Consider the following 12,080-nt stretch of genomic DNA (forward strand, 5'->3'; position numbering starts at 1 on the left):
TCTTGGGGGGCGTACAGGCGACTCAGCTACCCGCCACTGTCATGCGCTCAATCAACACCGAGCCGGTGTGGATGTTGCTGCGCGTCTCGAGATCACTGCCGATCGCTACAATCTGCTGGAACATATCTTTCATATTCCCGGCGATGGTCACTTCCTGGACCGGGAACTGGATCTCGCCGTTTTCGACCCAGAAACCAGCCGCGCCGCGGGAATAGTCGCCGGTCACCATGTTCAGGCCGTGGCCCATCAGCTCGGTCACCAGCAGGCCACGCCCCATACGACGGATCAAGGCGGCCTGGTCTTCCACGCCATGGGTGACGAACAGGTTGTGGACGCCACCGGCGTTGGCCGTGCTCGGCAGCCCCAGCTTGCGCCCCGAATAGGTGCCCAGGATATAGGACACCAGTTCGCCCTTCTCGACGAACGGCTTGGCATAGGTGGCCAGGCCATCACCATCGAAGGCCGCGCTGCCCAAGGCACGTGGCAGGTGCGGGCGCTCGTCGATGGTCAGCCAGGAGGGGAACAGGCGTTGGCCGATGGCGCCATCGAGGAAGGATGACTTGCGGTACAGGTTGCCGCCGGAAATGGCCGAAAGGAAGCTGCCGAACAACCCACCTGCCAGCTCTGCGGAGAACAGCACCGGCACTTCGCAGGTCGGCACCGGCCGTGCGCCCAAGCGGCTGGCGGCTCGTTGCGCAGCACGCTGGCCAATGCTGTTCGGGTCAGCCAGTAGGTTCCCCTGGCGATTGATGTCGTACCAGTAGTCACGCTGCATCTGCCCGTCGCCTTCGGCGATCATCACGCAACTCAAGCTGTGCCGCGTGGAAGCATAACCGCCAATGAAGCCGTGGCTGTTGCCATAGACCCGGCAGCCTTGGTGGGTGCTAAGGGTGGTGCCATCGGCATTGCGGATGCGCGTGTCGGCATCGAAGGCCGCGGCCTCGCACGCCAAGGCCTTCTCAATGGCCTGCTCCGGGCTGATGTCCCACAAATGGTACAAATCAAAATCGGTGATTTCCCGCGCCATCAAGGCTGGGTCGGCCAATCCCGAGCAGTCGTCCTCAGAGGTGTGCTTGGCGATAGCCAAGGCTGCGGCCACGGTTTCCCGAATGGCCTCGCTGCCGCTGGCCGAGGTGCTGGCCGAGCCCTTGCGCTGCCCCACATAGAGGGTGATACCAAAGCCTTGGTCGCGGTTGAACTCGACTGTCTCGACCTCGCGCTGACGCACCGTGGTCGACAACCCCTGCTCCAGCGACACCGCCACTTCGCAGGCGCTGGCGCCCTGGCGACGCGCTTCGGCGATGATCTGCTCGACTTGCTCCTGCAACGCCGGCAGGGCCTGGGGGCCTACGCTCTGGACTGCACTCATGGTTCTCTCCACTCAAATTCTGCGTTCGGCTAGGGTCATTGTACGACCGGGCCGGACAAGCGGCCCCCGACTGGTTATCATGGCGGCGTTTTCCAGCGGACTGCCACCATGGTTGATTACGACGACGCCTACGAAGGCGAAAAAAGCAAAACCCAGATCAAGCGCGAGCTGCATGCGCTGGTCGATCTCGGCGAGCGCCTGACGACACTCAAGCCGGATACCCTGGCGCGCCTGCCGCTGACCGACGCCTTGCGCCGGGCAATCGCCGATGCCAGCAAGCACACCGCGCACATCGCCCGCAAACGTCACCTGTCGTTCATCGGCAAGCTGATGCGCGACCAGGACATCGAGGCCATCACCGCGGTGATCGACCAACTGGACGCCTCCACGCGCCAGTACAACGAACGCTTCCACAACCTCGAACGCTGGCGTGACCGGCTGATCGACGGCACCGACGAGGACCTGGAGCGCTTCGTCAGCGAATATGCCGAGGCCGACCGCCAGCAACTGCGCTCGCTGATCCGCCAGGCCCAGCACGAGAAGGTGCGGAACAAACCGCCGACCGCCTCGCGCAAGATCTTCAAGTACATTCGCGACCTCGACGAGACCCAGCGCGGCCTGCGCTAAGCCCCGGCGCCGGGCAGGCACCCGCCTGCCCGAGCCTGGTCACGCGCCGGTACCGCCCACAGTGATCGCATCGATCTTCAGGGTCGGCTGGCCAACGCCCACCGGCACCGACTGCCCATCCTTGCCACAGGTTCCGACACCGCTGTCCAGCGACAGGTCGTTGCCGACCATCGACACCCGGCTCATGGCCTCAGGCCCATTGCCGATCAGCGTGGCCCCCTTGACTGGCGCGGTGATCTTGCCGTCCTCGATCAGGTAGGCCTCGCTGGTGGAGAACACGAACTTGCCGCTGGTGATATCGACCTGACCGCCGCCAAGGTTGGCGCAGTACAGGCCTTTCTTCACCGAGGCAATGATTTCGGCCGGGTCGCTGTCGCCAGCGCGCATGTAGGTGTTGGTCATGCGCGGCATCGGCAGGTGCGCGTAGGATTCGCGGCGGCCGTTGCCAGTCACCGCCATGCCCATCAGGCGCGCATTGAGCTTGTCCTGCATGTAGCCGGTCAGGATGCCGTTCTCGATCAGGGTGGTGCATTCGGTCGGCGTACCTTCGTCGTCGACACTCAGGGAGCCACGGCGCCCCTCCAGGGTCCCGTCGTCGACAATGGTGCACAGCTTCGAGGCTACCTGTTCGCCCATCCGCCCGCTGTAGGCCGAGCTGCCTTTGCGGTTGAAGTCGCCCTCCAGGCCATGGCCGACCGCTTCGTGCAGCAACACCCCGGACCAACCCGGGCCAAGCACCACAGGCAGGGTCCCGGCCGGGGCCGGCATCGCCTCCAGGTTGACCAATGCCTGGCGCAGCGCCTCGCGGGCATAGCCCATGACCCGCTCCTCGGTGAAGAAGCGGTAGTCGGTGCGCCCTCCCCCGCCCTGCCCGCCGCGTTCACGCCGACCGTTGTGCTCGACGATGACGCTGACATTGAAACGCACCAACGGCCGCACATCAGCGGCCAGGCTGCCATCGGCAGCGGCGATCAGGATACGCTCCCAGACGCCAGCCATACTGACGCTGACCTGCTGGATACGGGGATCGAGCGCGCGGGTAGCGGCATCGACCCGCTTGAGCAGGTCGACCTTCTCGGCACGGCTCAACACATCCAGAGGATTTTCAGGCGCGTACAACGCCACGACATCCTGGCTGCGAAAGGCTTGCACGCGGCCATCCTGACCGGCACGGGAAATCGAGCGGGCAGCCCGGGCCGCCGAGTTCAGGGCTTCGAGGGTGATCGCGTTGCTGTAGGCGAATCCGGTCTTCTCACCGGATTGGGCGCGCACGCCAACACCCTGGTCGAGGTTGAAGCTGCCTTCCTTGACGATACCGTCTTCAAGGGCCCAGGTTTCCGAGATCTGCCCCTGGAAGTACAGGTCGGCGGCATCGATGCCGGGCCCGGCCAACTCGCCCAGTACAGCCTGCAGGCTGTCCAAGGTCAGTCCGCCTGGGGCCAGGAGCTGCTCGCTGACGGTGGATAACATCTGGCTCATAGTCACTCCGAGGTGTGCGCAGGCCGCAAGGCGTCCTGCGAGAAAAAGCGCCGGTGCGAGGCCACCGGCATTCGCGCCCTGATGGACGCCTGTTCGCTGCTGTCGCGTTCGGCCAGCAATACGCCTTCGCCACTGGCCTGTTCGGCGATGATGCGCCCCCAAGGGTCGACGACCGCCGCATGGCCATGGGTTTCCCGTGGACCTGGATGGCGGCCGCCCTGGGCGGCCGCCAGGACATAGCACTGGGTCTCGATAGCCCGCGCGCGGATCAATACTTCCCAGTGGGCGGCACCGGTGACCGCCGTGAAGGCCGAGGGCGCGCTGATCAGTTCCGCCCCGGCAGCGCGCAACGCGCTGTACAACTCGGGAAAGCGCAGGTCATAACACACGCTCAAGCCCAAACGCCCCACCGGGGTATCGGCCACCACCACTTGGGTACCGTGGGCGTAATCGTCGGACTCACGGTATCGCCCTCGGTTGTCCGCCACATCCACATCGAACAGGTGCAACTTGTCATAACGCGCCGCCAACTCGCCATGCTCATCGATCAGCAGCGAGCAGGCATGAGCCTTGGCATCGGGCTGGCCAACCGGTGGCAACGGCAAAGTGCCGGCGACAATCCATAACCTGAGGTCGCGGGCGGTGCGTTTCAACCATGGCAGGATCGGCCCCTCGCCAAACGCCTCGGCCCGGCCGATGGCCGCGGCGTCACGCCGGCCCATGGCGGCAAAGTTTTCCGGCAGCACCGCAAGCCGCGCACCGCCCTGGGCCGCCTGCTCCAGCAAAGCGCCGGCACGTTGCAGGTTGGCCAGCACATCGTCCTGGCTGACCATCTGGATCACGGCTGACTTCATACGGCTCCTAGCGCGATTTCTCGAAAGGTTTCACAAAGGTGATTCTAGGCTCTTTCCATGGTCCCTCGACGCGGTAATGCACACTGGCGTACCGCGCCACACGGTCACCGATCAGGCGGTCGACCAGAAACAACGCGCCGCCAATCGCCGGAGCGCCGACGATCAGCGCCGCCAAAGGCAGGTTGTTGGTTAGCGGCAAGGTCACCTGCAGGTTGGCATCGACCCGATCGCGAACCATGTCCAGGGTGCCGTCCAGCTCGAGGTTGCTGGACGGCCCGGTCAGGGTAATCGGCATACGGGTGACATAGACGCCCTCGCTGGCTTGCAGCAAACCCTTGACCCGGTCGTAGGCCAAGCCCTTGTCGAGCAAGTCGGAGAAATCCAGGCGCAGGCGTCGGCCAATGGAGTTGAAGTTGAGAAGACCGAAGACCCGCAGGGCCTGGGCACCACCTTCGACCTCGACGAACTGACCCTGGCGCAAGGCAGCATCGAGGCTGCCAGAGAAGCGTTTGAGGGCAACCCAAGCCGGCGACCCAGGCCAGCGACCATCCACGTCGAGTCGGAAGTCACGGCTGGTGACGGTCGGGGCAAAGTCCCAGGCCTTGAGCACATCAGCCAGGTTCTTGCCCTCCAGGCGCCCCTTGTACCAACTGCTGCTGGCGCCAGGCGCGCCTTCCCAGCCACCACTGCCATTGATGCGCAGGCCTCTGAGGTCCAGGCCGATGTCGTTGAGCGCGACGCCACGTGCCGTCGGGCGCAGTTTCATCGCCCAACTGCCCAACAGGTCGTCGCCCCAGTACAGCCTGTCGATAGTCAGGTCGAGGGCCGGCACCTTGCGTGGGTCGAATTTGCCCAGCGGGTCCGGCGCGTTCTCATCATGGATCGATGCCGGATCGGGTGCAGGCAGGCGCAAGGTCCTCAGGTTGACGACCATTGGCGCGGCCTTGGCATCTGGTACCCGCGCATTGCCAATGACTTCCCGGCTGTCCAGGCGTAGGGACCAACCACTGTCTGCCCGGTCCAGACGCACCACCGCCTGGTTCAAGTCCATCCCGAAGCCCTTGAGCTGACCGATGCTGACATCCATGCTTTGCAGGGTCTGCCTGGCGCTACCGCCAGGGTCGTTGCCGGCAAAGCGCTCCACCTGCTGCTGCCAAGGCTCCAAGTCCAGCCTCTCGAGACGCCCCCGCACGCGCAGGCCCCGGCCAGGGGGCAACAGTGCCTGACCGCTGCCGAGCAACAGTTCACCACGGCCTTGGTCCAGCTTGTCGGCAGGTGCGGCATAGGCGAAGCGGGCGATATTGGCATAACTGACATCGAAGCGCCGGTCGGCGCCCTGCAAGTTCATGCTGAAGCGGCTCGTGAGGGTCTCGGCCGCCGCCTTGCCGAACGGCGCCGGCAGGTCGATGGCCAGGCCCTTCAGTGATGAGTCAACGCTCAGCCTGTTTTCACGGCTACCCAGGCTGACCTGCAGTTGGTAGGGCAACTCGCCTGTGGCAGGAAGCGCGTCCTTGTATTGCAGCCAATCAGCCAAGGTTTTGACCGCTATTTGGCCGGTGGCATTGATACGGGTCTGCATCTCCCCCGCTTTGCCTTGCGCGATGATCTGAGCACTGACCGGTTTGCCGAATGCCCGCAGGCTGATCCCCTTGCCACTGAGCCCCTTGTCGAAATCGAAGCTGAAATCCCCCTTGAGCTGGGTCAGGTCCAAGGTAGGCGGCGTGATCTTCAGGCGCGCATCGGCTGTCGAGAAATCCACCAAAACCTTTGGCCGAGCGCCATGTTCCAAGGGGATATCCAGCTTCAGCTTGCCCCGCAACGGCCCCTCGCCTTCCCAGCCGGCGAAGATCTCGCCTGTGCCGATGGGTGCCTGCTGGAGAATCTTCAGCCCATCGCCCAGGCTGCCATCGAATGTACCGTTCAGATGCAGGTGGCTGTGCTGGCCACTGTCGACGTGGGGAATGTCGACGCTGACATCACTGACCCGCGTATTCAACAACATCCCGCGCTGGGCTTTGATACGTACACCTGCATCATCGATGTACACATCGCCATCGACCTGCTGCACTTGGGGCCAGCCGGGCTGGAAGTCCAGCGCGGCATCGCGGACCTTGAAGAACAGGCTGATGCTGCGGGCATGGTCCGGAGCGTCATGGTTCAGCGAGCCCTGGTACTGGAAGTAACCCTCGTCGACCGTGCCCTTGACGATGGCGCTGCGCAGCCATTCGTCCAGTGCCGGGCTGAGTACCTCTGGCAGGTACTTGGCGGTATAACGTCCATCCCCTTCGGTCAGACCGACACGCAGGTCCATGTAGTCTTCACGCCCTTCCTCGAACAGCAGGCGGATAAGGAAGTCGCCGGCGATCTTGCCCTCTTCGCCCAGCACCTTTAGGTAGGGGGCGGTCAGGGTAAAGCCTTCCTTATCCAGGTGCCAGGTCAGGCGTGCGTTGGCCTTCTGGTAATACCAGGGTTTGGCGAAGATCGGGTACAGGTGCAGCATGAAGGCGTCAGTATCCAGGTGCAATTCGCCCTGCCCCAGGTCGCCGCTGATACTGCCGTTGACATTCCCGGCCGCCGGGGCGCCGTGATAGGCATCGAAACCGATCTTTTCCAGGTTGGCGGCGAACTGCAAGCGCTGGTCGCCCTCGGCCTTAGGCCGGATGTCCAGGCGCACATTGCGCAGCGCGCCTGTCACCTGAAGGGCATCGACCACCGTCATGACGTTCTCGGGCAAGGGGGCCAACCCGTCGATCAGTGGTGTCAGCGGCGTAAGGTCCAGGCGGTCGGCCTGAACCTGCCAGGATTCTTGGGTCGGGTCCTCACCCGGCCGCTGCTGCACCTGCAGATGCGTTTCCCAGCGGGTCTTGCCGATGCTCGCGGCCAATGAGTCGACCACCACATCGAACCCCTTGTCATCACGCTGGAACCAAGCGGCAAGGGCCAGGTTGTCGAGGCTAACCGGCTTGCGGCCAGTGTAGGCGCCTTGCAATTGCGGGGCATTGAAGCGTACGGCCGCCTGCTGTAACTGTCCCTTGTTCCAGTCGAGCCAGAACTCACCGCCAGCCTGCAACTGGTTGGCCTGCCACTGCCCCAGCAAACGCGGCGGCAACCAACGTGCCCAGTCGCTTTGCGGCAAACTCAAGTAGGCCTCGACACGACCGTCACGCCAAACCTTGGGGTTGACTCGACCGCGCAGGTCCAGGGCCACGGGCTGACCATCAGGCAATGTCAGGCGCAGGTCCAGGCGCTGACGCGAGCTGCTGCCCTGCAAGCCGAGGCTGACATAAGTGAGAGTCAGCGGATCGCGCTGCCAGGGTTCGAGCGTGACCTGGCTATCGAACACATCGATGCGCCCCAAGCTCTCCAGACGCTGCAACAAGTGTTCCGGGTCCAGGGGCTCGTCATCCCGCTTCGGCAGGCCTTCGAGCATCCAGCCCCCCTGCTCGTCCTCTCGCAGGTTCAGTTGCAGCCCACCCAGCTGCACTCGCGCCAGCCGGACCTCGCGGGCCAGCAGGCTGGCCCAGAGGTCCGGCACAACCTTGACATCATCCAGGCGCAGGGCATCGCCCCCTTCACCCACCTGTACGTCACGCACCCTCAGCACCGGTGCGAGGCCGCTCCAACTGCCCTCCAGGGCACCAATATGCACCGGCAGGCCCAACGCCTGTTCGGCCTTGACCTGCGCGTCGGCACGGTACTCGGCAACCAGGGGGACCAATTGCCGGCCAAGGCTGACATACAGCGCCACCAGCACCGCCAGCAGGGCGCAGAACCCCAGCCCCCAGCGGGTCAAGGCGCCCAGAACGCGTATCAGACGCTCCATGGCCATGGCCCTCCAAGTCGTGCCTCAAGACGTGTTGCCGTTTCATTGGCGCTTTCCCCGGCGGCCGGCCGGGGGAAGCGCCCCGCAGCGACACCGCCGCGAGTGAAACAGCAGCAGACCCTAACTATGGTCCGAAGCGCCGGCTTTGCCAGCCTGCAGCCCCGGCAAAACTGTTCAAAACACGTCAGAGGAGCACCACATCGTATTGTTCCTGGGAATACATGGACTCGACCTGGAAACGAATGGTTCGGCCGATGAAGGCTTCCAGTTCCGCCACGTTACCCGACTCCTCGTCCAGCAGCCGGTCGACCACCTTCTGGTTGGCCAGCACCCGGTAACCCTCGGCCTGATAGGCGCGTGCCTCACGAAGGATTTCCCGGAAGATTTCGTAACAGACGGTTTCAGGAGTTTTCAGCTTGCCGCGCCCCTGGCAGCAGGCGCACGGCTCGCAGAGCACCTGCTCGAGGCTTTCACGGGTGCGCTTGCGGGTCATCTGCACCAGGCCCAGCTCGGTGATGCCGATGATGTTGGTCTTGGCGTGGTCGCGCTCCAGCTGTTTTTCCAGGGTGCGCAACACCTGGCGCTGGTGATCCTCGTCTTCCATGTCGATGAAGTCGATGATGATGATCCCACCGATATTACGCAGGCGCAGTTGCCTGGCAATGGCGGTGGCAGCCTCGAGGTTGGTCTTGAAGATGGTTTCCTCGAGGTTGCGGTGACCGACGAAAGCACCGGTGTTGACGTCGATGGTAGTCATCGCCTCGGCCGGATCCACCACCAGGTAGCCACCGGACTTGAGCGGCACCTTGCGCTCCAGCGCCCGCTGGATCTCATCCTCGACGCCATAGAGGTCGAATATCGGCCGCTCGCCCGGATAGTGTTCCAGGCGGTCTGCGATTTCCGGCATGAGTTCGACCACGAACTGCGTGGTTTTCTGGAAGGTTTCCCGGGAGTCGATGCGGATCTTCTCTATCTTCGGGTTGACCAGATCGCGCAGGGTACGCAGCGCCAGGCCCAGATCCTCGTAGATCTCGGTCGGAGCACCGACGGTCTTGATCTGCGTGCCGATCTGCTCCCAAAGCCTTCGCAGGTAGCGGATGTCCATGAGAATTTCTTCGGCGCGCGCACCTTCGGCAGCAGTGCGCAGGATGAAGCCACCGGCATCCTTGATGTTTTCCTGATCCATGCAGTCGCTGACCACCTGCTTGAGACGCTCACGTTCCGCCTCATCCTCGATCTTCAGCGAGATGCCCACATGGCTGGTGCGCGGCATGTAGACCAAGTAGCGCGATGGGATCGACAGCTGGGTAGTCAGCCGCGCGCCCTTGGTACCGATCGGGTCCTTGGTGACCTGCACCACCAGGCTTTGGCCCTCATGAACCAGGGCGCTGATGCTCTCGACCGCCGACCCTTCGCGCTGGGAAATCTCCGAGGCATGGATGAAGGCCGCTCGCTCCAGGCCGATATCGACGAACGCCGCCTGCATGCCAGGCAGCACTCGCGCCACCTTGCCCTTGTAGATGTTGCCCACGATGCCACGGCGCTGGGTGCGTTCGACATGCACTTCCTGCAGGACGCCGTTCTCCACGACCGCCACGCGTGATTCCATCGGGGTGATATTGATCAGAATCTCTTCGCTCATGGCAGGCTCTCGTCAAAGGTCTTCGGTAATGATGGATCGCTGGCGGGTGGCTGGCTACCGTTGTTGCACATCCTCTGCGTCGAATGGCCGGGGTTGCCAGCAGGCGATGCCGAACTGGCCAAGCAGTTCGGCCGTTTCACTCAGGGGCAGGCCGACCACGGCAGAGTAACTGCCCTGCAGCCCGGTAACGAAGATGGCGCCCAAACCCTGGATGGCGTAGCCACCTGCCTTGTCCAGCGGCTCGCCAGTGGCCCAGTAGCGCTGGGCTTCATCAGGGCTGATGGGGCGCAAGCGCACTTCGCTGGCGACACACTGGCTCAAGCAGCGCTGGCCATCGGTCAGAGCGACCGCAGTCAGCACCTGGTGCTCGCGGCCTGCGAGCTCGGCCAGCATGGCCAAGGCGTGGCCCCGGCCCTCGGGCTTGCCGAGGATCCTACCGTCGAGTACTACGGCTGTATCGGCACCCAGGACCACAGCTGGCCGCGCCAAACCGGCCAGTCCTGCCTGCGCCTTGGCGCGGGCCAGACGCTCGACATAGGCTGGCGCGCTTTCGCCTGGCAGCGGGGTTTCGTCGACAGGCGCAACGACAGATGTGAACGGCACGCCGATCTGGGCCAGCAATTCACGTCGGCGTGGTGAGCCGGAAGCCAGGAACAGCGGGGTCATGTGGACGTCTCCCTGTCAGTATCGGCGAAGCCTTCAATGAATGCGCAGGCGCCTGCACAGGTCGCGCAAGGCGAAACTGATCCAGGGCCAGAGCAAGGCGCTGATCACTGCGGACCAGACCAGCGCCAGTGTCGGCAAGCGGTTGCCGGTCAAGGCACTGAGCCACAGCTGTACTAGCTGGGCGATGCCGAAGATCACTAGGATCACCAAGCTCTGCTGCCACATCGGGAACATGCGCAAGCGCTGTTGCAGCGACAGCACCAAGAAGGTGATCAGGGTCAGGATCAGGGCGTTCTGCCCCAGCAAGGTGCCATACAGCACATCCTCGGCCAGCCCCAGCAGGAATGCCGTGGTCATGCCGACCTTGTGCGGTACGGTCAAGGTCCAGAAAGCCAGCAGCAGGGCCAGCCACATGGGACGGAACACTTCCATGAACTGCGGCATGGGGGAAACGCTGAGCAACAAGCCGATGATGAAGGTCAGCCAGATGGCCCAGCCGTTTCTGCTGCGTGTGCTAGCCATCAGTCTCTCCGGGGTTGGGCCGGCGCTGCGGGCGCCGGTGCCGGGTTGGCGGGCGCCGAGCCACTGGCAGCAGGCGTTGCGGGAGCGGCGGCGGGTGCGCCAGGCGTGTTGGTTGTCGGTGCTGCCGGGGCACTTGCCGGAGCGGCCTGCTCTCCAGTTGCGGGGGCCTGACTGGTGGCTGGTGCGGCATTGCCCGCCCCCTCTTCGCGATCGGCTTCTTCTTGGGCAATTGCCGCGTCGGTGGCGCGTTGCTCGGGGGTACGGCTGTCGCTGAACACCAGCAGCAGATAACGGCTGCGATTGAGCGCGGCAGTGGGGATAGCCCGGACAATGGCGAATGGCTGGCCGGAGTCATGGATCACTTCATTGACCGTGGCTACCGGATAACCGGCCGGGAAACGCTGGCCGAGGCCGGAACTGACCAGCAGGTCGCCTTCCTTGATGTCGGCGGTGTCAGCCACATGGCGCAACTCCAGGCGCTCGGGGTTGCCGGTGCCGCTGGCGATGGCGCGCAGGCCGTTGCGGTTGACCTGCACCGGGATGCTGTGGGTGGTATCGGTAAGCAGCAGCACCCGCGAGGTATAGGGCATCAGTTCGACCACCTGGCCCATCAGGCCACGCGCATCGAGCACGGGCTGGCCAAGGACCACGCCATCGCGCTCGCCCTTGTTGATCAGGATGCGGTGGGTGAAGGGATTGGGGTCAACGCCGATCAGCTCGGCCACCTCGACCTTCTCGTTGACCAGCGCCGAGGAGTTGAGCAGTTCACGCAGGCGCACGTTCTGCTCGGTCAGGGCCGCCAGCTTCTGCAGGCGCCCCTGCAGGAGCAAGGCTTCGGTCTTGAGTTTCTCGTTCTCGGCGATCAGTTCGGTACGACTGCCGAACTGGCTGGCCACCCCTTGCCACAGGCGCTGCGGCAAATCGGTCACCAGATAGGATTCCATCAGCACCAGCCCCATCTGGCTGCGCACCGGTTTGAGCACGGCAAAGCGCGCATCGACCACCATCAGGGCAATCGACAGCACGACCAATACGAGCACACGAACGCCCAGTGAAGGGCCCTTGGTGAAAAGCGGTTTAATGGGCCGTTCCTCGTGG

At 64.0% G+C, this 12,080-nt stretch carries 9 protein-coding genes; 1 reads left to right on the plus strand and 8 read right to left on the minus strand.

Annotated elements, in window-relative coordinates:
* Nucleotides 1-22: 22 nt before the first annotated feature.
* The gene (pmbA, locus tag ACYU03_RS20870) at nt 23-1,369 is read right to left on the minus strand and encodes a metalloprotease PmbA (RefSeq protein ID WP_461886526.1); all 1,347 of its coding nucleotides are present in this window, start codon (nt 1,367-1,369) and stop codon (nt 23-25) included.
* Nucleotides 1,370-1,477: 108 nt separating this feature from the next.
* Between pmbA and yjgA the strand changes: the two genes are divergently transcribed.
* Complete coding sequence (gene yjgA, locus ACYU03_RS20875) at nt 1,478-1,996, plus strand: ribosome biogenesis factor YjgA (protein WP_461886527.1); 519 nt, start codon at nt 1,478-1,480, stop codon at nt 1,994-1,996.
* Nucleotides 1,997-2,035: 39 nt separating this feature from the next.
* On the opposite strand, the gene tldD is transcribed toward yjgA, so the two are convergent.
* The 7 genes from tldD to mreC form a co-directional block, all read right to left on the minus strand.
* Complete coding sequence (tldD, locus tag ACYU03_RS20880; protein WP_461886528.1) at nt 2,036-3,475, minus strand: metalloprotease TldD; 1,440 nt, start codon at nt 3,473-3,475, stop codon at nt 2,036-2,038.
* A 2-nt stretch (nt 3,476-3,477) separates the two neighbouring features.
* The gene (locus tag ACYU03_RS20885; protein WP_461886529.1) at nt 3,478-4,329 is read right to left on the minus strand and encodes a carbon-nitrogen hydrolase family protein; all 852 of its coding nucleotides are present in this window, start codon (nt 4,327-4,329) and stop codon (nt 3,478-3,480) included.
* Nucleotides 4,330-4,336: 7 nt separating this feature from the next.
* On the minus strand, nt 4,337-8,158 hold the full coding sequence (locus tag ACYU03_RS20890) for a YhdP family protein (RefSeq protein WP_461886530.1): 3,822 nt from the start codon (nt 8,156-8,158) through the stop codon (nt 4,337-4,339).
* Between the two features lie 178 nt (nt 8,159-8,336).
* Nucleotides 8,337-9,794: a ribonuclease G gene (gene rng, locus ACYU03_RS20895; RefSeq protein WP_461886531.1), complete on the minus strand. Its 1,458-nt coding sequence runs from the start codon at nt 9,792-9,794 to the stop codon at nt 8,337-8,339.
* Between the two features lie 54 nt (nt 9,795-9,848).
* Nucleotides 9,849-10,460, minus strand: a complete 612-nt coding sequence (locus ACYU03_RS20900) for a Maf family protein (RefSeq protein WP_461886532.1) — start codon at nt 10,458-10,460, stop codon at nt 9,849-9,851.
* A gap of 33 nt (nt 10,461-10,493) precedes the next feature.
* A complete protein-coding gene (gene mreD / locus ACYU03_RS20905; protein ID WP_461886533.1) occupies nt 10,494-10,982 on the minus strand; it encodes a rod shape-determining protein MreD in 489 nt (162 codons plus the stop codon).
* Nucleotides 10,982-12,064, minus strand: a complete 1,083-nt coding sequence (gene mreC, locus ACYU03_RS20910; protein WP_461891514.1) for a rod shape-determining protein MreC — start codon at nt 12,062-12,064, stop codon at nt 10,982-10,984. Before mreC ends, mreD begins: the two co-directional genes overlap by 1 nt.
* Nucleotides 12,065-12,080 lie beyond the last annotated feature (16 nt).

The sequence above is a fragment of the Pseudomonas sp. X10 genome (genome assembly GCF_054889225.1).

Excerpts from the sequence above, each read along its gene's own strand:
- pmbA (WP_461886526.1), bottom strand. The coding sequence starts at position 1,369 with ATGAGTGCAGTCCAGAGCGTAGGCCCCCAGGCCCTGCCGGCGTTGCAG.
- yjgA (WP_461886527.1), top strand. The coding sequence starts at position 1,478 with ATGGTTGATTACGACGACGCCTACGAAGGCGAAAAAAGCAAAACCCAG.
- tldD (WP_461886528.1), bottom strand. The coding sequence starts at position 3,475 with ATGAGCCAGATGTTATCCACCGTCAGCGAGCAGCTCCTGGCCCCAGGC.
- ACYU03_RS20885 (WP_461886529.1), bottom strand. The coding sequence starts at position 4,329 with ATGAAGTCAGCCGTGATCCAGATGGTCAGCCAGGACGATGTGCTGGCC.
- ACYU03_RS20890 (WP_461886530.1), bottom strand. The coding sequence starts at position 8,158 with ATGGCCATGGAGCGTCTGATACGCGTTCTGGGCGCCTTGACCCGCTGG.
- rng (WP_461886531.1), bottom strand. The coding sequence starts at position 9,794 with ATGAGCGAAGAGATTCTGATCAATATCACCCCGATGGAATCACGCGTG.
- ACYU03_RS20900 (WP_461886532.1), bottom strand. The coding sequence starts at position 10,460 with ATGACCCCGCTGTTCCTGGCTTCCGGCTCACCACGCCGACGTGAATTG.
- mreD (WP_461886533.1), bottom strand. The coding sequence starts at position 10,982 with ATGGCTAGCACACGCAGCAGAAACGGCTGGGCCATCTGGCTGACCTTC.